Source organism: Mesobacillus jeotgali, assembly GCF_002874535.1.
Lineage (GTDB): Bacteria > Bacillota > Bacilli > Bacillales > Cytobacillaceae > Mesobacillus > Mesobacillus jeotgali.
The window spans coordinates 1430130-1451799 of the sequence record NZ_CP025025.1 but is presented as its reverse complement, the minus strand read 5'-3'; the positions used below and the strand labels follow the sequence as shown (position 1 = coordinate 1451799).

Genomic DNA, 21670 nt, shown 5'->3' with positions numbered 1-21670 from the left:
CGCCAAGTTATCACTATTATCAAAGAGAAAAATTTTTTATAGAAAATTTTTCTGCTATACCATTTTGTTGAATTCTTTACGCAAACGCTTGATGATTCTCTTTTCAAGACGTGAAATATAAGACTGAGAAATTCCCAGCATATCCGCCACATCCTTTTGTGTCTTTTCCTCGCCGCTGCCAAGTCCGAAACGCAATTCCATGATTTGCTTTTCACGATCGGAAAGTTGCTGAAGTGCTTTAACCAGCAATTTTTTATCCACATTGGACTCTAGATCCTTTGTGATAATATCGTCATCAGTTCCAAGAACATCGGACAAAAGCAGTTCATTTCCATCCCAATCGATATTCAGAGGCTCATCGAAGGAAACTTCCGATCGCAGTTTATTATTCCTTCGCAAATACATCAGGATCTCATTTTCAATACATCTGGAAGCGTAGGTCGCCAGCTTGATTTTCTTTTCAGGATTAAAGGTATTGACCGCCTTAATCAAACCAATTGTACCGATACTGATTAAGTCTTCAATATTGATGCCCGTATTTTCGAATTTACGTGCGATGTAGACAACGAGTCTCAAATTTCTTTCGATGAGAATTGACCTCGCCGCTTTATCCCCATTTGGAAGCTTATTCAAAAGCACTTCTTCCTCTTCTTTCGTTAAAGGAGGTGGCAACGCTTCGCTACCGCCGATATAATATATTTCATCTGTTTTCAAGCCTAGTTTCATTAATAACTTATACCAGTAATAGGATATCCGAAGCCGCAAATTTTTCATTGATTGTCCTCCTTCTAAATTATGTATTTCTGAGTATAGTAATATTAGCTTACCTTCACCGTTGGCTCTTGTTTTGCCATCCCTGCCATCATTTTTGGATGGATAATACATTGAAAACTGCCATCAGCCGAAAGTTCCTGTGCAGTAAAAGATATTAACCCCTTTTCAGCAATATAAGTTCCTTCGTCTGTAGTGATCTTGATCTTGTCAGGATTAAAAGCAATGATTAATTGATGCTCTTGTCCGACTACCTTGCATGGAATGATCCTCATTCGATTTTCCAGCTGCTGCGAGAAATTAACATCACCCGACAAAACACAATCGGGATTTTCAGCTACCCTTATGAGATCACTTGGCATACTATCCGAACAATTCGCAATTGATAAAATCATGACTGGCATCTTTGAGATAGGATCATAAAGCTGATTACCGCTATCTATCAATCCTTTAATGTTGAACTCCATCTCCATGAACTTCACTTCCACTTCAGCCAGTGATTCATATTGAATCTTGGTCATTTCGAATTGTTCAATATTCCTCTTTGAAAAATGCCAGGCGAGCGGAAATCCAAGTAATACAAACAGCCAGCTGATCGGATCGCCAAACCCTTTAATATGGTTCATGGCCACATTCGAGGCCAGGTTCATATCAAATTGGATAAAGTAATGTACTCCTGTCAAAGTTCCTCCAAGCAGAAAGGTCGTTACATAAAATGTCATGAGTGCCTTAAAGAAAAAACGGAATCTTTTATAGCCAAAAGCTGCCAGGACCATCAATATCGAAAAGAACAGTTTACCCGCTGGGTGCCCCGCTGCAGCATGAAACGGAGTAATTGCTAATATAATGAGCAGTGAACCTATAGTCCCTCCCACACATAGCCGCCATAGTTTAACCTGTCTTTTCAGGATGATGGCAGTCAAGTAGAGAAGAAACGTATCAAATAATAAATTCAATGCCCAGATGACATCCAGATAGACCTTCACCTCTCATCCCCCTGTACAGAATTTCGCATGCGCCTTGTTCGACCGCTGAAAGTGCTGCGAGAGAGTCCTATTCAGAACCCACCATCCCTTCTGCTTTAAAGGATCAAGCATACAAACGGCCTATTGCCGGCTCAATCTGACAAACCGCGCAAACTACTTTGGCTGGTAAAAATACAACCTGGCGCCGAGCAATGGTTAGTAACCACTGTTGAAGCACGTAGTAATCGATTTGCTTCTTGCTCTATCATTCCGTTACGGAAAAGTATATCGTCATTGGCCTATGAAGTGTGTCATAATCTGGCAACAAAACAACAGAGATTTTCACTTTTCCCTTCGGATTTTGTCAATTTTCAGATTATTAACTTTAAGAATAAAATGATGCTTGTATTTTTAATAGGTCATATATTCCAATGTAAGTTGTTTAGTAGATTTCATAAAAAACACAAAAAGGGCATAGCCATTTCGGCTATGCCCTCCTGAAGTTTAAATTAGCGTCTTCTGTTACGATTGCGCAGGAATGTTGGGATATCAAGAGCATCGTCGCCCTGTGGGGACTGATTGTTGCTTCTTGGTGCTTCCTGCTGGATTTCTTCACGTTTAGGCTGTTCGCGCTTGATAGCACCCATACCTGGCTTTTGCTGCCCTCCAAACCCTGGTCTTGTCGGCTTTGGCTGGACGACTTCCTCATTGAAGCCTGTTGCAATCACCGTAACGATAATTTCATCTTTTAAGTTTTCATTAATAACCGAACCAAAGATCATGTTTACATCCTGGTCTGAAGCAGAAGCAACAATATCTGCAGCTTCCTGAACTTCATAAAGGCTCAAGTTCGTTCCACCAGTAATGTTCATCAGGACACCCTGAGCTCCATCAAGAGATGTTTCAAGCAATGGAGATGAAATAGCTTTTTTGGCTGCTTCGGTAGCACGGTTTTCACCTGAAGCTACCCCAATGCCCATCAAGGCTGAACCTTTATTTGACATGATAGTTTTTACGTCAGCGAAGTCAAGGTTGATCAAACCAGGTGTAGCGATCAAGTCTGAAATACCCTGGACACCCTGGCGAAGAACATTATCGGCTTCACGGAAAGCTTCCAGCATCGGAGTGCTCTTATCAACAATCTCAAGCAGGCGGTCGTTTGGAATGACGATCAATGTGTCTACCGCTTCCTTCATTGCACCTATTCCACCGCCAGCTTGTCCAGCACGCTTGCGTCCCTCAAATGTAAATGGACGAGTAACTACACCCACTGTTAAAGCTCCGAGGTCCTTCGCGATTTGAGCGATAACTGGAGCTGCCCCAGTACCTGTTCCTCCGCCCATACCGGCAGTAACAAATACCATGTCAGCGCCTTTTAGCACTTCCTCAATTTGTTCTTTGCTTTCTTCGGCCGCTTTCTTGCCGACCTCAGGATTGGCGCCAGCGCCTAGACCACGCGTTAGTTTCGCACCGATTTGCATTCTGATTTCAGCTTTTGAAAGGTTCAATGCTTGTGCGTCTGTGTTGACTGCGATGAATTCCACACCTTGTACGCCGTGTTCGATCATTCGGTTAACCGCATTATTTCCGCCGCCGCCAACACCGATAACTTTTATAGTAGCAAGTGAATCTAAATTCGTATCAAATTCCAACATGACAAATCCTCCTAATTCGCCGATTTCCTGTTAGCTCTGATTATTCAAAAAAGTAGCCAAGAAATTTCTTCATTCTTGAGGTGACTTTTTCTTCAGGCTGTTTCTCAGGCTTCGATTTTGGATGCGGCTGTTTTTGAACTCTCTTTTCTTTTGGTTCCATTTCCCTAAAAGCTGCTTCCATTTTCTTTCCTTTTAATTTTGCGTTTTTATAAGCAAATTGGATTAAGCCGACTGCGGTCGTGTACTGTGGTTCCCTTACGCCAATGTAATCCGGTATGGCGATTCTTACCCTGCTTTGGAAAATATCCTGGGCAAGCTCCAGTACCCCCTGCATATTGGCTGTTCCACCTGTCAGGACAAAACCACCTGGCAAGTCCCTTATGTTCATGTGTTTCAATTCATCCTGGACAAGGGAAAAGATTTCTTCCATTCTTGCCTCAATGATATCGGCTACTTCCAGCTGATTGAACTGCTGCTGCTGGTCGCTGCCGATGATTGAAACTTCGAATAATTCCTCTTCGGATGCATGGTCATAAAAGGCATGTCCATGCTTCAATTTCAATTTATCCGCTTCTTCAGTTGTCGTGCGCAAACCGATTGATAAGTCCTTGGTGATATGGTCTCCTCCAACCGGAATGACAGATGTCCCCCTTAAGTGTCCGTTCTCGAACACGGCGACCGTCGATGAACCGCCGCCGATATCAATCATCGCGACACCCATATTCTTTTCATCCTTTGAAAGTGCGAATGCTCCCGCAGCGAGCGGCTGTAGTCCGATATCCACAATTTCAAGTCCAGCACGCTCAACACAACGAAGAGTATTATGTAAGATGGTCTTTGATCCAGTAATGATCGTTCCTTCCATTTCAAGCCTAACACCAATCATGCCTCTTGGATCATTGATCTCATCAAGACCGTCAACGATAAATTGCTTTGGAATCACGTCTATAATCTCTCGCTCAGGCGGTATCGATACCACCTGTGCAGCATCAATGACTCTCGCTACGTCCTCATTTGTGATCTCGCGATTGTCGCTGGAAACTGCAACCACGCCATGGCATGGCAACAGGGAAACATGATTGCCGGTGACACCTACAATCACCTGGTTAATCTTTAAACCTATCATTCTTTCAGCTTGTTCGATTGCCCTTTTAATAGAATGAACGGTTTCATCTATATCAACAATGGAGCCCTTTCTTAACCCTTCGGACTTTACATTGCCAACACCAATTATATTTAAAGTGTCGTTGACCATTTCCCCAATGATTACCTTCACACTGGATGTACCGATGTCAAGACTGACATATATATCATTGCTGTTCATTCTGTGGCACCTCCTTCAACAATTCCTAATGTTTGAACAACAATTTCTTGCCACTATCTAATTGCGTTTCATTTTTTAATTACATTACTTTATTCGTCACAATTAAATATTTCCCTTTTAAAATATCATTTTTTTTTCTACTTTTCACTTGTCGTTGACCATTTTGTCAATATTATTCTCCGAATGACGGCTATATTCTGGAACAGCCTTACCCCAAAGGCAAAAACTGCTGCTAAATACAAGTCTACACCAAGATGGACACCTAGAAAAGCTAAACTTGCTGCTAATACTATATTAAAAAAGAATCCTGATACAAAAACTTTTTCATCATAAATATTTTGCAGCTGGGCGCGGATCCCTCCGAACAAAGTATCTAGGGCTGCAAGGATCGCGATTGATAAATAGTTGGAGTATTCTTCAGGAATTCGGATATCGGTCAATAGCCCAATGATGACACCGATTACCAACCCCATTACTGGAAGCCACATTATCCGTTGCCTCCCCCTTTGTCTGTTTTAACGGGTTCCATGTACCTGATCCTGATTGTATCTTGATATGCAGGTACAACCAGCGTGCTCTCTGGCCTGTTTACGACCACTTCCAGGCTATCGATGAAAAAATCCTCGGCTACCGTGGAAACCTTCATCCGATTATATAACTTTTCGGCTGCGTCTCCATTTTCCGTTATTACCCGAACTTCAATAGGAAAACGATTGAGTGAATGGCCATTGATTTTTGTCACCCTGTTAATATCCCGGATGACGGTAGTATTAATGATCCTCTCGCCATCAACGGAAACATGCTTCGCTCCATACATGTTCAACTCATTCAAAAGCCTTTTAAGCATGTCTGGAGAAACCGAAGGCGGATTGTCACCTTCGACAATCAGGTTGAAAGCAGGTTTAATCGAGAGAGTTATCCCTGGACCGGTGACCTCGGTCAGTCCAGCCTCATCCTTCAATTCAGCGAGGGTTTCCCGCAGTACCTCTTCCTTGCTTTGCTGCCGCTCAGTTTCATACTTAGCTAATTTTTCTTCATTAGACCTGATTTCAAGAAGCAGCTTGGACTGTAATTCCTTCTCCTTCATTAAATCCTCACGAAGCTGCCAAGTGTCCCTTGTGTCCCTGACTTCTGGTTCCCTGACGGTTTGAAACTGAATGGCGACCATTAATCCAATAATTGCAGCTATGATACTGAAGCTGAGATTCTTAGGTCGGCCCAATGTATTCACCTTGCTTTCTATTAGGCCATTTCTAGTGGTATTCATTCAATCCCATGCTAAACAGCCTGTTAACCTATTTTCTTGTACGGCATTCGTATTTTGGAAAGAAAGCGATGGTCGTCATCATTTTCCCAAAATCGGATCCATTTTAAGATCTTCCTTTTCCTCTAATGAAAAAACAATCTGGTCATTCACAAGCTGATCTTTTACCCCACCGGTAATATTGAGAGCGGAGGAAAGAACATCGGGGTCACCAATAGCAGTGATTTCAAATGGGGCAGGATGCTGGTAGCCATCAACAGTGATGACAGGGCCTGTACACAATATATATGAATTGTGAGAAATTCGTTGCCCGTTCACAGCGATAGCTGCTGCTCCTGAAATGTACAATTCGTTGATCACCTTGAAAACATGATGCTCGTGGACAAGATAATTATTGATATTCTCCTCATCAGGATCGTACTCTCCATCAGCCAGAGTTACTTTTACTCCATTGCCACTGACCTCTACCTTGCCAAGGAACATACGGTATTTCTCAGCGTCCTCAGCCATGTTAAAGAAAACCTGCGCTTCTTTGGAAAGGCTGGCCTCAATTTCCCTTACCTTTTCCTGCTTGGCATTCAACTCTTGTTGAAGCTCGCGGTTTTTTTCTTCCTGTTCTATCAGATCGTTTCTCAGACTTAAATGCTTCTCCCATTGCCTGTCCGTCAAACCCTGGCCTTTGTCACCCTCGTCCTGTGTAACACGGAATGAAAAAGCGACCATGAAGCCAAGTACCAGGAAAACGATTGAAAGTATTACACGATTACTGTTCACTTTCTTTTTCAATTTCAACTTCCTCAGCTTCCTCTGCTTCATATGCTTTAAAATAAGAGCCAACCTCGAGATCGATTACACCCTTTTTAGAAGGGTCAAGCTGACTGACAATTGAAGGATAATGTACCATTTTTTCAGAAAAAGTCCTGAGAGTAGCATTCACCTCGAAACCGTCATTCATATACAGCTTAACAAGATATTTATCCGTTTTAACAGGCTGTGAGTGTATTTCAGAGATTGAATTGATGACAACTTCAGGCAGTTCCTCCAGTGAAGCAATCATTTCATCCAGGACCTTCCCTTCTTTAAAGCCTATTAAGATTGGCGCGTTAACAGGAATCTCATCAATCTGCTTTTCTCCAAGTATATTTCCATTTTCAAGGACCGGGTAAAAATTCTTCCCCTTTGAAATGTAGGCAAGCCTGCTATATTCTTCAAGCTCAATGGCGATCTTATTTGGAAACTTTACGTTCACAGTAGCTTGTTTGATTTCCTGGATTTTCTCCAGTTTTTCTTCAACATCGCCTTTGCTGATTTTCCACACATTTGACTCAAAGCTGAGTCCGCTTTTTTCCACGATGTGCTCGTAGGAATAGGACTCATTTCCTGAGACAGTGATTTCTTTCACCTTGCTTAGCGGTGACTGGAAATAGATAACACCGGCTATTAATATAAAAAACAATGCCAGAAGCATGATAAGCCTGCGATTAGCTTTCTTGCGCCTTTGATGTTTTAACTTTGGAATCCGATCTTCAATTGAGACGATTTTCCTCTTGTCCATTTTCAATCCCCTCTTTATCGGCTGAACCCATTTCCAATAAGAATAACATCTTTTTTCTTGATCTTGCAGGTTAAAGCCATCGTAATAATAAATTTAGAATCAGAAGCTTTCCCTAGAATTGAAAACAATAAGTATGTACATAAGCACATAATAAAAGAAGAGCCAACGGCATGAGAATCTGTCATGCCGTTTGTTATCCGGACAGCATCTAATCTAATGAATTATTATATCACAGAATTTGACAGCTTGAACCACTTTCCTGCTATTTACGACCTATAATTTCTACCTCTGTCTCCATTTTCACACCATGTAAATCAAGGACTGTGTCCTTTACATGCTGAATCAGACCAAGTACATCCTCGGCCTTTGCATTTCCTTTGTTCACAATGAAATTAGCATGAAGCTCCGAAATTTGTGCCCCGCCGATTTGATGGCCTTTCAAACCTGATTTTTCAATTAAATTCCCAGCATAATTGGGCAGGGGATTCCTAAAGACACTGCCGCAGCTTGGAAAGTTATATGGCTGGGTTTCTTTGCGATAATCCTTGTTTTTTTGAAGCTCCGCCACAATTTCATCCTTGTTGCCCTCTTGCAGTTGGAAAATGGCTCCTACGACAACACCTGGCCGCTCTTTTTGAAGGACGGATGTCCGATAGGAGAATTTCATTTCTTCATTTGAGAGCCACTCAAGAGCGCCATCTTCAAAGAGTACATAGGCTTTCTCCAGGATTTGTGAGATATCAGATCCATGGGCCCCTGCGTTCATATAAACCGCGCCGCCAATCGACCCGGGAATTCCGCCTGCGAATTCAAGTCCTGAAAGTCCTTTTCGGCTAATGGTGATCGCAAAGTTGACCAGTGAAAGACCTCCACCAGCTGTCACTCTAGTCCCATCGATCTCCAAATCATCAAGTCCGGAACCGAGTTTAATCACAACACCTTCAATGCCTTTGTCTGAAACGAGGAGATTTGACCCTCTGCCGATCACGGTCCATTCAACACCAGAATCCTTAATGACTTCAACCGCTTTTCTTAAATTTTCTATTGATGAAGGTTCAATAAGTATGTCAGCAGGTCCGCCAATTTTCATTGATGTATGGTTTGCCAGCGGTTCATTTTCCTTTACCGAACCGATGTTCAATTCCCTAAGTTTGTTAGCTAGATCCTTCATAATTACCTTCCTTTCACGATACAGCTATTTTGACCATTTTATGCAGCTGCATGCCTATAGGCTACTTTTTCGCCAGTTCCTCCATGAGACGGTACAGTCTCTGGGCTGCGTCAGGTATGCCTAGTTTTTTCGCCGCCTTTTTCATATCGGCCAGCTTGTCTTCGTTGCCCAATATGTGGTCAATACTTTCGACCAGCTTGGGCCCTGTAAGATCTTTTTCAAGCAGCAGCCGTGCTGCTCCGTTTTCGCTTAAAGCCCGTGCGTTTTTTTCTTGATGATTGTCGGTTACATATGGGCTCGGAATCAATATGCTGGGAATCCCCAATGAAGTAAGTTCAGCCAGGGTGGTCGCTCCTGCCCTTGCAACAGTTAAATCAACACCGGATAGCACCTCAGGCATATTGTGAATAAAGGGTTTGATGTTGACATTTTCCGGATTACCGACAAGTTCAACTTCCTTCTGGACATCTTCAAAATGAACATCGCCTGTAACATATAGCACCTGATATGATTTACCGCTTAATTCAGCGAGGCTTTTAACGACTGCTTCATTAATTGGCCTGGCACCCCTGCTGCCGCCAAAAATAAGCACTGTAGGAATTTTGAGTTTTAATCCGGCAGACAATCTGCCTTTGATTCCATCTTGCCCAAGTACCTCTGACGCTCTAGGGTTACCAGTCAACACAACCTTTTGCTCAGGGAAGAATTCCCTAGCTTCTTCAAAGCAAATCGCGATTTTATCAACATAACGGCTCAGGAATTTATTCGTCAAACCTGGAACGCTGTTTTGTTCATGGACAATTGTAGGTATGCCCATTTTCGCAGCCGCATAGACCACAGGGCCGCAAACATAGCCGCCAGTACCAATGACCACATCTGGCTTGAATTCCTTGAGCATTTTTTTACTGTCCCTGACACCTTTGAGAAACCGCAGGATTGTTTTTACGTTTTCAAATGAAATCTTTCGTTTGAACCCTGTGATATGTATGGATTTAAATGGGATGTTCTCCCTGGGCACAAGCTTGCTTTCGAGCCCTTTTTCCGTCCCTATGTAGAGAAACTCGACATTCTCATCCTTTTTTTGAATTTCCCTTATTAGTGCGAGCGCAGGATAAATATGTCCACCTGTACCGCCGCCGCTAACTGCAATCTTCATTTTCCACACCTCAGCAACTTATCTCTTTTTTAATCGCGTCCATCACGCAAGCATTTACACACCAGGTTTTTCCGGATTGCGTGATGTGAATAAGAATTGTAAAAAGGAACCTATAAAAAAGGCACTCCCCGGTTTTACCCTATTCTACTATATTCTAAACTTTAGAACAGTTTTTAAAGATATTGTTATTTAAATGTAATATAGCATGAATAGAAGTATATTCCTATTCATATTCACATAGATTGGAACGTTTTCCAACAAATAAAAGACCCTGCAGAAGGGTCTTTCATTTTACTCTTAGTATCTCGAATGTCTACTGATATTCAGCAATACTCCGACAGCCATCAGCATCAGTGTCAGAGATGATCCTCCGTAGCTCAGGAATGGGAGCGTTATGCCAGTTACAGGCATAAGGCCGGTGACAACACCGATATTGATCATGACCTGGATTGCAATCATTGCAATGATCCCAGTGGCCAGGAATGTCCCGAATAAATCGGGAGCCCCAAGCGCAATCCTTACTCCCCTCCAAAGCAGTAAGGAGAATAAAAGAAGAATCAATGAACCACCAATGAACCCAAGCTCCTCAGCAAGAATTGCGAATATAAAATCCGTTTGGGGTTCAGGCAGATAAAAGAACTTTTGCCTGCTTTGTCCCAGGCCAAGACCGAACAATCCCCCAGGGCCGATTGCATAAAGCGATTGGATCATTTGGAACCCGCTCCCGAGTGGATCCTGCCATGGGTCAAGGAACGATGTGATCCTTTTCATCCTGTATGGCGCTGAAATAATCAGGCCAACAAACCCTGCAACCCCCAGCAGTCCAAGGCCGACAAAATGACTGATCCTTGCCCCAGCAATAAAGATGATAACAACAGAAGTGCCCACCATTACCGTCCCTGTTCCTAAATCAGGCTGAAGCATAATGAGACCGAATGCCAGAAACACAAGCCCTAAAGAAGGGAAAAGTCCCTTTTTAAATGAAGTGATTGCTTTCTGGTTCTCAGACAAAAATTTCGCGAGGAAGGCAATCATCGCAATCTTCATGAACTCTGATGGCTGAACGGAAAAGGCACCTACTCCGATCCAGCTCCTTGATCCATTCCGCACATTCCCGATTCCAGGAATCAAAACAAGGATCAACAGGACAAAACAAATAATCAAAATGACCTTCGCCCATGTTCTCCATGTCCAATAGTCAATATTCATGATGAAAAACATCGCGATGATCCCGACACCAGCAAATAGCATTTGCCGTTTCGCAAAGAAAAAAGAATCATTAAACTTATAGTCCGCCCAGACAGCACTTGCGCTATAGACCATGATCAAGCCCACTGCCAAAAGCGTAAATGTAACAATCATAAGAAAAATGTCTGGAGTAGATTTTTTCGTTGGCAAAGCAATACACCTCGGCTGTATGATTTAGGGCTCATATGCCGCTTCCCATCCAGCCTGCAATGAGGCCAAGCAACCTGAGTCATGTTGTTCAAGACAAGCCCTTACTTAAGCTTATGCACGGCCTCGATAAACATGTCTCCCCTGACCTCAAAAGTTTTGTACTGATCCCAGCTTGCACATGCTGGAGACAGCAGGATGACATCACCGGGCTCTGAATGTTCAAATGCCACGGGAACGGCCTTTTCCACATTATCGGCCCGCAAAATCGTTTTTATTCCTGCATCATGGCCAGCCTGTCCAACTTTTTCAGCTGTCTCCCCGAAAGTAATCAATGTCTTCACATTTTTTAATGAAGGAACAAGCTCATCAAAAGAATTGCCCCTATCAAGACCGCCGGCCAGCAAGACGATTGGTACGTCGAAAGCTGCCAGGGCATTTTCAGTAGCCAAAATATTCGTTGCTTTTGAGTCATTATAAAATTTTCGTTCATCGATCGTGGCCACATATTGGAGCCTGTGACGAACTCCTGCAAAGGTAGTAAGTACCTTCCTGATGGCCTCTTTATCTGCACCTGATAGCAGTGTCGCAGCTACGGCAGATAGTATATTCTCCAAATTGTGTTTACCAGGCAGGACGATATCTTTCGTTTCAATTATCTGCTCGCCGTTAAAACACACCCAGCCATCTTTTACATAAGCACCGCTCTCCAGAACTTTTTTCGTTGAGAAAGGAACGATTTGTGCTTGGGAATTTCGGGCGATTTCCATGACCTCTTCCTGATCCGCATTCACGATCAGATAGTCCTCTTCCGTCTGGTTCGTCGTAATCAGTGCCTTCGCAGCGATATATTCTTTCCGCGTACCGTGATAATCCAAATGAGCATCGTACAGATTAGTGATAATCGCTATTCTCGGCTTAAACTGGTCAATTCCCATTAATTGAAAAGATGACAGTTCAATAACAATAGTATTTTCAGCTGTTGCATCTTGAGCAACACCTGATGCTACGGTACCGATATTACCAGCAATCAATGGTTGCTTGTTCCCTGCCTCAAGCATTTCGAATATTAGTGTTGTAGTAGTTGTCTTGCCGTTAGTCCCTGTTATGCCAACAAGCGGTGCATCAGAAATCTGGTAAGCCAGTTCAACCTCTGTAATAATCGGAATTTCCTTTTCAATCGCTTTTAGAATCATAGGATTATAATATGGAATCCCCGGATTCTTGACGACCAGTTCAAAACCTTCGTCCATCAATTCGATCGGATGGCTTCCACAAACAACCTTGATTCCCTGCTCAAGCAATCCTTGCGCTTCAGGATTTTCAGAGAGAGGCTTGCTATCGTTCACTGTTACGAAAGCACCTAATTTATGTAGCAGAGCAGCTGCACTGACTCCACTCTTGGCAAGGCCAAGTACAAGTATTTTTTTATGTTGATATGTTTTGATATCTTTCATCTAAATCCACACCTCAATATAAATTCCAAGGATCGCGAAAAGAAGGCCCACAGTCCAGAACGTGACTACAACACGCCATTCTGACCAGCCAATCAATTCATAATGGTGGTGAAGCGGACTCATCCTGAAAATTCTCTTTCCGGTAGTTTTGAAAGAAATAACCTGGAGGATAACGGATAATGTTTCAATCACGAAAATGCCGCCAATGATGATCAGGATAATCTCAAGCTTCGCAAGGATCGCGACAGTTGCAATGGCACCACCAAGAGCGAGGGAACCAGTGTCTCCCATGAACACTTTAGCAGGGTGTGCATTGAATACAAGGAATCCTAAAACAGCACCAACCACCGCGACTGAAAAAATGGAAAGCTCATATTGAGATTGGCTCCAGGCAAGTACAGCGAATGCACCAAATGCAATAGCAGCTGTTCCGGAAACCAGCCCGTCAAGCCCGTCCGTCAGGTTAACAGCATTTGAAAACCCGACCATCCAGAAAATAATGAACAGGGCATATCCCCATCCTAGGTCAAAAGAAATGTCGGTTAATGGGATGCTGATTACTGTTGAAAATTCACTTTGCTTGAAAATGAAGTAAAAAATAACGGAAATAATAATCTGGCCAAGCAGTTTTTGTTTTGAAGTCAATCCAAGGTTTCGCTTCATGACAACCTTGATGAAATCATCCATAAAGCCAAGCAGGCCAAATCCTAGAGTGACAAATAACAATAGATACGTTTCTACTGAAGGCTGGGAAAACTTACCTGTCATGACGAGTGTAGTGATTGTGATGGAGATTAAAATCATGACGCCGCCCATGGTTGGTGTACCTGTTTTTTTCTGGTGCGATTTCGGCCCTTCTTCTCTAATGCTCTGGCCAAATTTAAGCCTTCTCAAAAAAGGAATAAACACTGGAGAAAGCAGAACAGTGATCAGAAAACCCATTAATATTGTGAAAAAGATAACTTGCTCCAGCATTCTATTCCTCACCTGCCTTATTACGATTGCCGCCAAAACCATTGATGTTTTCGGCCATCACAGCTATATCATATGTTTCATCGTCTTCATTAAGAAGTGCTTTATTCAAGAAAATGAATTTAGTTCTTTCTTTGATGTCATCGTGTTGTGATAAGTAATCATAGTATGAGTTCATAATTTTCTCTAAGCCTTTCAGTTTATCTTGTGTGTAAAAAATCGGGAAGTGGTTTGGTGCGTATGCCGGCACTTGCTCGCCTTCAGGCCATACAGCTGCCACAGCACCATTCGAAATTGCTTCCTGTAAAGTACCGGAATCAGTCGATACCGGGATAAAAAGCCCTTTAGGCTGTTTAGCGCCAGCGAGACTGCTTACAGTTTGAAAGCGAATATTCTCATCACTTATTCCAGTTGTTCTTGAAAATAGACTTGAAACATCCTGGTATGTCAGCATATTACCTCTCCTCTATCGCCTCGCGTGCCACAATCCTGTCATCAAAGTCAAAGGTCCTGTCACCAATTTGCTGGTAGGTTTCGTGTCCCTTCCCGGCAATCAGGATTACATCCCCTGACTTCGCATTTTTCACGGCATGCTGGATAGCTTCCTTCCTGTCGATAATCGAAGTATAAACCTCGCCCTTTACTCCTTCTTCCATATCCTTGATGATTTCTGCCGGGTCTTCACTTCTTGGGTTATCCGAGGTGAAGATGGCATCAGTAGAATATTCACACGCGATTTTCGCCATAAGGGGACGCTTCGTACGATCCCGGTCTCCACCGCAGCCAACTACACAAAAAACCCTTTTCTGGGCAAACTGCTGTATTGTCTTCAGGACATTCTCAAGGCTGTCCGGGGTATGGGCGTAGTCAACAATCACTGAGAAATCCTGTCCTGCATCTACTACTTCAAACCTTCCGGAAACACCTTTAACACTTTCTACAGAGGCGATGATATCATCTAAAGGTAAGCCGGACACGAGGGCAGCCCCTATACTTGCCAGTACATTATATATGCTGAACTTACCGATCAACTGGATGTTTACCTTTTTTACGCCAAACGGACTGACCAAGTCAAATGATGTCCCGCTAGCTGTCATCGAAATGTTGATAGCCTGCAGGTCAGCATGGTTATCAATACCGTAAGTTAATATATGGGCAGTTGTCAGCATGGCGTATTCATCACTTGCCGGATCATCTGAATTCAGGACTGCAAACTTGGGGTTTTCATGGTCGAAGGCATTGCCAAGCTGTGAAAACAAAAGCCCCTTCGCTTTCCTGTATTCTTCCATCGTTTTATGGTAGTCCAGATGGTCCTGCGTCAGATTCGTGAAAACAGCAACATTATAATCCGTCCCATGGACACGTCCATAAACCAGCGCATGCGAAGAAACCTCCATTACAGTTGTATCAACCTGTTCGTCAACCATTTTCTTGAACGTTTTTTGAAGGGTCAGGCTCTCCGGCGTTGTATTCTTCACTTCAAAGATTTGCTCACCGATCTTCGTGTACATCGTTCCGATGAGACCCGTCTTCTGTCCAGCATCCTTGAAAATCTGTTCAATAATAAGGCTGGTCGTGGTTTTTCCGTTCGTACCTGTGATTCCAACCATATGAAGCTTCTGGCTAGGCTGGCCATAAAATGCATCAGCAAGCACTGCCATTGCACGTACCGTATCCTTGACAACAATTACCGGGACATTTACAGGCAGTTCTCGTTCGGCCAGAACGGCTGCAGCTCCATTTTTCACGGCGGATCCAGCAAAATCGTGACCATCAACTGTATAACCTTTAATGCATATGAATAAACTTCCAGGAGTCACTCTGCGGTTATCATTTTCAATTGAAGTAATTTCGGGGTTTTCTCCCTTATAATCCACGAAAGGGTGCAAGTAACCAATCAATTCGTGTAATTTCATAAATATCAAATCCTCTCAAACAACATGGCGACTCTTATTTTACATGATTAGGCTGAAATTAGCCATTGTTGAGATGAAAAGAGCGAGCCCTTTTTACCTCAGTAAGAGAGGGGCTGCTCCCCAATGAGCGAAATAGTACAGTATCCTAAAGCAGGCGGCGGATAAATATCCTGCCGCCGCCTGCTCACCATAAGTTAAAGTTTTAATTATATCTGTTATTTAATCATTCATATAAACCCTAATGGTTGACCCTTCCTTAATTTTCACCCCAGGTGAAGGAAGCTGCTTCACAACTTTCTCCCCATCACCTGCAATATCAAGCTTGAAATTGATAAGTTGTTGCCTGAGCTCCTGCTTGGATAAGCCGATCAGGTCTGGCACCTCCACCATAGGCGTATCCAGCCATGTCAATTCTTTTTCAATCTGCTCCTTCCGAGGGGGAACCTCCATAGCGCGCAGACTGTCTTCCATAATATCGCCAACGATAGGAGCTGCTACTACCCCACCAAACTGTACTGTACCTTTCGGGTTATCAACCGCTACATAAATAACGATTTGCGGATCATCCGCAGGTGCAAAACCTATGAAGGAAACGATATGGTTATTTTCGAGGTAGCGGCCATCCTTTGCCTTCTGGGCAGTACCCGTTTTGCCCCCAACCCTGTAAGAGTCTACGTATGCATTTTTGCCTGAACCTTTAGCTACGACGCTTTCAAGCGCATGCCTTATCTCTTTTGAGGTTTCTTCAGAGATAACCCTTCTTTTAGCCTGTGGGGATTTCTTCATGACAACCTCCCCTGTAACAGGGTCAATCAATTCTTTAGCAATATAAGGTGTATAAAGTATTCCACCATTTACAGCTGCCGAAACCGCAGCGACCTGCTGAATCGGCGTGACAGAAACACCCTGCCCAAAAGCCGTTGTTGCCTGCTCTATCGGACCTACTCTTTCCAGGTTGAATAAAATTCCTTTGCCTTCCCCTTGAAGGTCAATTCCTGTCTTTTCGCCAAACCCAAAGTCCTTTACATATTTAAACAGGGTTTCTTTCCCTAATCTGTCACCAAGCTCAACGAATCCGGGGTTGCAGGAATTCTCGACAACTTCAAGGAACGTCTGGCTACCATGTCCGCCCTTTTTCCAGCACCGTATTCTCGCTCCAGCCACTTCTACTGAACCTGAATCATAGAAGTGATCTTTTTCGAGGTCGACCTTACCTTCCTGAAGGGCTGCCGCCAGGGTCAAGATTTTAAAAGTTGATCCTGGCTCATATGTGCTCCATATCGGCAAGTTACGATTATAGACTTCCGGTGCTACATTGCGGAAGTTGGCCGGATCAAAGTCAGGCCTGCTCGACATTGCGAGGATTTCCCCGTTATTCGGATTCATGGCAATCGCAATGATGCCATCCGGATTGTATTTTGCCTGGGCAATATCCAGTTCCCTCTCGACGATGGTCTGTACCCTGCTGTCGATCGTCAACTTTAAATCAAGTCCATCCACAGGAGGTTCATAATCATCAGCCATATTGTTCATCCGCTGTTGTTTGGCATCCGCATAAAATTGGACCGAGCCTTTTTCCCCTTTCAATTCCTTATCATAATAGAGTTCCAACCCCATCAATCCCTGGTTATCGATTCCCGCAAAGCCCAGGACATGTGATAGGTAGCTGCCGTATGGATAATGGCGCTTTGAATCTTCGCCGATATATATACCTTTGATATCAAGCGCCCTGATTTCTTTCGCTTTCTCATGAGAAATCTTTCTGCCCTCTGGAATTCTCTCAATCATCGCTTTTTTTGTAATATGTTGATAGGCCTTCTCTTTAGACATATTTAAAGCCTTCGCCAATATTTCCGCCGCAGCTTCCGGATCCTCCACCTGGCGTGGCACCACATAGACAGTCGGTGCACTAATATTCGTTGCAAGCGCTACTCCATTCCTATCCGTTATTTCCCCGCGCTGAGGTTCAAATGGGACGTTCCTGCTCCAAGAATCCTTTGCCTTCCCTGTCAAAAAATCCCCTAGCATAAATTGCACATAGCCAAGCCGGACATCTATGATGAAAAACACCAAAATCCCAACCACCAGAACGAGAGCCAGCCTCTTTCTGACCGTCACATTTGATACACGCATATATTGAACGAACCTCCCTCTATAGTTGTTCCAATAGTAAACTAAGATACTCTCAGACACTCGTTCAAATATATGCTTGTACGAATTCGAATATAACAAGAAGTGTAGACAAGCTGAGGTTTGTTTATGACCCTGAGTTTCTACTGCCTTGGAAAATTTTTAGGGGGAATTTTCGAACCTGAAGCTACTTTGGACAAAATGAGGAGTTCAGACTGGGATTTTGTCCGAACCTGGTGTTACTTTGGACAAAACGAGGAGACCCGGCCACGATTTTGTCTGAACCTGATGCGACTTCGGACAAAACGAGAAGAACGGAACACGATTTTGTCTGAACTTTGGACTGCTTCGAATCAAAATATTAGGAGCCACATCAAAACAAAAAAAACAGAGGAAGGGCTCATCCGCCCACTTCCTCTGCTTCTTCATTTTCTTCTTCAGTTTTCAATGATTTCTCAAATTGCTGCAGCGGAGTTTCCAGCTCGACGATCAGGTTCTCCCCTTCGTTGATTGGTATTCCCGGCTTAAGGCTTTGTTTCGTGACATAACCGCTTCCGGCTTTGTTTAGCTTAATCTCGGCTATTTGCGCCAGTTTCATGACATCCCTGAGTGACCAGTCTGTCATGTCAGGATACGTCATGACTCCCGAAGCCTTGATAAAGACTTTTTCTCCCTCGAGAGCCATTACCTCAGCCTTTGGCAACTGCTCATCGACTTGGTTTCCGTCTCCTATTATCACTGGTTCAAACCCTTTGGATTCAAGCAACTTCTTTGCATCTGCTGGAGTCATACCTGTTACCTCAGGAACCGGTATGGAATCCGCTTTTTCCATAGTGGCAGGTTTGATATTCAAATACTGAAGACTGCTCTTCATCACAGATTTGAAGATCATAGACGTTGGTATAGAGCCTTTAAAATAATGGTCGATTTCCGGCTGTTGAACAGCGACATAAACGATTAGTTTAGGATCATCTTTTGGAGCCATCCCAAGGAATGAAAAGAGGTAATCACTCGCTCCATCTAAATAAGTGCCGTTGGCTGTTAAGTTCGCAGTACCAGTTTTACCAGCAACCTCGTATCCCTCGATGGCGTATGATTTACCAGTACCATGCTCACCAGTTACAACCGTCCCTAAAACATCTCGCACCTGCTTTGCTGTTTCAGCGGATATAGGCTGACCAGCAGATTTTGGCTCTTCCTGCGTGATCACTTCACCAGTGTTCGGATCGACAATCTTATCAATTACACGCGGTTTCATCATCTTCCCATCATTAGCTACCGCTGTAGCTGCCTGGATCATCTGAATTGGTGTCACAGTTGTTCCCTGGCCGTATGATGTCGTGATTTTCTCAATCGGCCATCTATAGACAATAGTTCCAGCAGCTTCGTTTGGAAGGTCAATGCCTGTAGGCTGGTCAAAGCCAAAATCAGTTAAGTACTCTCTGAATTTTTCTGTGCCGATCTTTTCATTTACTAGCTTTGCCACTGCTACGTTTGAGGAACGCTGGATCCCTTCAAGATAGGTAATTGAGCCCCAGCCACTGCCGTTATGGTCGCGTATCGGCTTGGAGTTTTCGGTAACTTTATAGGAACCAGATTTATACCACTCATTGGGATTCCATTTGTTCTCCTCAATTGCCGCTGCAAGCGTGAAAATCTTCATCGTCGAACCTGGCTCGATCGGTGTTTCTACCACCTCGTTATGCCAGCTGTTATTTAGACCATCCCTTGTCGTTGGATGGAAACTCGGACGCTGTGCCATCGCAAGGATATCCCCTGTCTTCGGATCAGCGACGACTGCAATGATTTTCTTTGGCTTGTATTCCTTGTCTACACGATCGACTGCATCCTCTACGAATGTTTGGATCTTTTTATCTATCGTTAAAAATACATTGCTGCCATCTTGAGCAGGGGTGACTTTTTTCTCCCCATCAGGTAAAAGGAAGCCCCATAAATCACTCTCGAATGAAAGAGAGCCATTTTTACCAGTCAATTCCTTATTAAGTGTTTTTTCTATCCCGAGCTGTCCAGAAGTAACAGTTTTATTGTCCTCTGTTTCTTCCTTTTCCACAAATCCGACTAAGTGGGATGAGAATACACCGTTCGGATAGAATCTCTTAGAATCTCGTAAAAAAGTAATCCCTGGCAGCTTCTCCTCTTCAATTTCACGTTTGGCCTGATGGGAAATGTCGCGGCCGGCTTTTCCGAATTCAACCTGCCATGCGCCTTTTTTCGTCAGTCTTTTATAGATATCAGACTCACTCATATCAATATACTTCGCAAGCACTGCAGCAGTCTTTGCAGGATCGCTCACATGCTTTGGTTTCTTTTTATTCGTTGTCACAGATTCATTAAGGATAGCGACAAGTGTGTAGGCAGTTGTATCCTCAGCAACAACTTCACCTTTTCGGTCAAAAATCGTTCCTCTTGTCGCCTCAATCACTTTTTCATTCGAATACTTTTGCTGCGCCCTTGCAGCCAAGGCTTGTCCATGCACTTCCCCAGTGACCTGGATTGTAATGAACCTGAAAATCAAGATAAAAAAGAGCAGGCTGAATATTACGAATAATACCGCTGCTCCTGCATTCATATTTGGCTGTTTCTTGATCATCAGTTTTCCACACCTTTAACATTGTCTTCGTTCAATGTTAAACCGAGCTTTTCTGTTACCTTCTTGATTCTTTCATAGGTACTTAATTCGCTAATCTGGATTTCAAGGTCACTGTTAATCTTTTGCTGCTCCTGAATATTGCCTTCAATGATTTGGACTTCTTTGTTGACTTCGTAAATGGCTGACTGTTTTGAAACCATGAATGTTGCGCCGAAGCAAACAATTGCCCCGAATACAAACATCAGGATCTTTTCGCCGGGCGTCAGTATCGAATTGCGTTTTGCCGGTGCTTTTGCCGGTGCCTGAACAGTTTGCTGCTGTTGTTCTTGCTGCAATTTTCTAGCCAGATTGCTCATCATTTTCCCTCCTGAAAATTATATTTTATATTTTTATTTTTTAACTTTTTCAGCGATACGCAGTTTTGCAGATCTTGCCCTGTTATTGAACTCAAGCTCTTCTTCTGAAGGGAGAATCGGCTTTCGTGTGACCAGCTTCAACTTCGGCTGGTATTCCTCGGGGATGATTGGCAATCCTGGCGGCAGCGGCGGTGTTTCGCTCGCTTTTTTCAAGGTTACCTTACAGATCCTGTCCTCCAGTGAATGGAAGGTGATAACACTAATCCTTCCACCTATAGCAAGTAGGTCAATCGCCTGTTCGAGTGATTTTTCAAATACACCAAGTTCATCATTAACAGCGATTCTTACCGCTTGGAATACCCTCTTAGCCGGATGACCGCCTTTTCTCCTTGCAGGTGCAGGAATCGCATCCTTGATCAACTCGACAAGTTCACCAGTGGTTTGAATCGGATTACTTTCTCTTGCTGCCTCAATCTTTCGGGCAATTTGCTTTGAGAATTTCTCTTCCCCGTACCGGAAGAAGATTTTGACCAATTTTTCATATGGCCATTCATTAATGACATCGTAAGCGGACAAGGGTGCATCCTGGTCCATCCGCATATCAAGCGGAGCATCATGATGGTAGCTGAAGCCTCGTTCAGGAGTGTCCAGCTGCGGAGATGAGACTCCAAGGTCATAAAGGACACCGTCAACCTCAGTTACACCATGTTTTTCAAGCTCTTCCTTCAGATAAAGAAAGTTACTTTTAATGATTGTCAGCCTATCGCCATAAGCTGCAAGTTTTTCTTTTGCATTCGCAATTGCGACATCGTCCTGGTCAAACGCATATAGCTTTCCTTTTTCTGAAAGCTTGGACAAAATTAATTCACTGTGGCCTGCGCCACCGAGAGTGCAATCCACGTATGTACCGTCAGGCTTGATATTGAGCCCGTCTACTGTTTCTTCCAGTAAAACTGTTGTATGTTTGAACAT

The 21670-nt window shown here is 43.5% G+C and carries 19 protein-coding genes; all 19 read right to left on the bottom strand.

Annotated elements, in window-relative coordinates; all coding sequences use genetic code 11:
* Positions 1-54 precede the first annotated feature (54 nt).
* Positions 55-774 (bottom strand): RNA polymerase sporulation sigma factor SigE, encoded by a 720-nt coding sequence (gene sigE / locus CD004_RS07110; RefSeq protein WP_041966016.1) that lies wholly within the window; start codon positions 772-774, stop codon positions 55-57.
* Between the two features lie 44 nt (positions 775-818).
* Positions 819-1757, bottom strand: a complete 939-nt coding sequence (spoIIGA, locus tag CD004_RS07105) for a sigma-E processing peptidase SpoIIGA (RefSeq protein WP_102262120.1) — start codon at positions 1755-1757, stop codon at positions 819-821.
* Between the two features lie 488 nt (positions 1758-2245).
* A complete protein-coding gene (ftsZ, locus tag CD004_RS07100; protein WP_102262119.1) occupies positions 2246-3391 on the bottom strand; it encodes a cell division protein FtsZ in 1146 nt (381 codons plus the stop codon).
* Between the two features lie 40 nt (positions 3392-3431).
* Positions 3432-4715, bottom strand: coding sequence for a cell division protein FtsA (ftsA, locus tag CD004_RS07095; protein ID WP_102262118.1), 1284 nt, complete (start codon positions 4713-4715; stop codon positions 3432-3434).
* Between the two features lie 137 nt (positions 4716-4852).
* Positions 4853-5203 (bottom strand): small basic family protein, encoded by a 351-nt coding sequence (locus CD004_RS07090; RefSeq protein WP_102262117.1) that lies wholly within the window; start codon positions 5201-5203, stop codon positions 4853-4855.
* Positions 5203-5982, bottom strand: coding sequence for a DUF881 domain-containing protein (locus tag CD004_RS07085; protein WP_102262116.1), 780 nt, complete (start codon positions 5980-5982; stop codon positions 5203-5205). The genes CD004_RS07090 and CD004_RS07085 overlap by 1 nt, the downstream gene beginning before the upstream one ends.
* A gap of 78 nt (positions 5983-6060) precedes the next feature.
* Positions 6061-6795 carry a DUF881 domain-containing protein gene (locus CD004_RS07080; RefSeq protein ID WP_102262115.1) on the bottom strand — a complete coding sequence of 245 codons (735 nt, stop codon included), beginning with the start codon at positions 6793-6795 and terminating at the stop codon, positions 6061-6063.
* Complete coding sequence (locus CD004_RS07075; RefSeq protein WP_102262114.1) at positions 6743-7534, bottom strand: cell division protein FtsQ/DivIB; 792 nt, start codon at positions 7532-7534, stop codon at positions 6743-6745. The genes CD004_RS07080 and CD004_RS07075 overlap by 53 nt, the downstream gene beginning before the upstream one ends.
* A gap of 262 nt (positions 7535-7796) precedes the next feature.
* Positions 7797-8705 carry a UDP-N-acetylmuramate dehydrogenase gene (gene murB, locus CD004_RS07070; RefSeq protein WP_102262113.1) on the bottom strand — a complete coding sequence of 303 codons (909 nt, stop codon included), beginning with the start codon at positions 8703-8705 and terminating at the stop codon, positions 7797-7799.
* A gap of 61 nt (positions 8706-8766) precedes the next feature.
* The gene (murG, locus tag CD004_RS07065; protein WP_102262112.1) at positions 8767-9861 is read right to left on the bottom strand and encodes an undecaprenyldiphospho-muramoylpentapeptide beta-N-acetylglucosaminyltransferase; all 1095 of its coding nucleotides are present in this window, start codon (positions 9859-9861) and stop codon (positions 8767-8769) included.
* A gap of 297 nt (positions 9862-10158) precedes the next feature.
* A complete protein-coding gene (spoVE, locus tag CD004_RS07060) occupies positions 10159-11259 on the bottom strand; it encodes a stage V sporulation protein E (RefSeq protein ID WP_102262111.1) in 1101 nt (366 codons plus the stop codon).
* Positions 11260-11360: 101 nt separating this feature from the next.
* Positions 11361-12713, bottom strand: a complete 1353-nt coding sequence (murD, locus tag CD004_RS07055) for a UDP-N-acetylmuramoyl-L-alanine--D-glutamate ligase (RefSeq protein ID WP_102262110.1) — start codon at positions 12711-12713, stop codon at positions 11361-11363.
* On the bottom strand, positions 12714-13688 hold the full coding sequence (gene mraY / locus CD004_RS07050; protein WP_102262109.1) for a phospho-N-acetylmuramoyl-pentapeptide-transferase: 975 nt from the start codon (positions 13686-13688) through the stop codon (positions 12714-12716). It abuts the gene before it with no gap.
* A gap of 1 nt (position 13689) precedes the next feature.
* Complete coding sequence (locus tag CD004_RS07045; RefSeq protein ID WP_102262108.1) at positions 13690-14139, bottom strand: hypothetical protein; 450 nt, start codon at positions 14137-14139, stop codon at positions 13690-13692.
* Between the two features lies 1 nt (position 14140).
* Positions 14141-15601 (bottom strand): UDP-N-acetylmuramoyl-L-alanyl-D-glutamate--2,6-diaminopimelate ligase, encoded by a 1461-nt coding sequence (locus CD004_RS07040; RefSeq protein WP_102262107.1) that lies wholly within the window; start codon positions 15599-15601, stop codon positions 14141-14143.
* A 219-nt stretch (positions 15602-15820) separates the two neighbouring features.
* Positions 15821-17734, bottom strand: coding sequence for a stage V sporulation protein D (locus CD004_RS07035; protein ID WP_102262106.1), 1914 nt, complete (start codon positions 17732-17734; stop codon positions 15821-15823).
* A gap of 397 nt (positions 17735-18131) precedes the next feature.
* Positions 18132-20342, bottom strand: coding sequence for a penicillin-binding protein (locus tag CD004_RS07030; protein WP_102262105.1), 2211 nt, complete (start codon positions 20340-20342; stop codon positions 18132-18134).
* Positions 20342-20701 (bottom strand): cell division protein FtsL, encoded by a 360-nt coding sequence (gene ftsL / locus CD004_RS07025; RefSeq protein WP_324782680.1) that lies wholly within the window; start codon positions 20699-20701, stop codon positions 20342-20344. The genes CD004_RS07030 and ftsL overlap by 1 nt, the downstream gene beginning before the upstream one ends.
* 30 nt (positions 20702-20731) lie before the next feature.
* On the bottom strand, positions 20732-21670 hold the full coding sequence (gene rsmH, locus CD004_RS07020; protein ID WP_102262103.1) for a 16S rRNA (cytosine(1402)-N(4))-methyltransferase RsmH: 939 nt from the start codon (positions 21668-21670) through the stop codon (positions 20732-20734).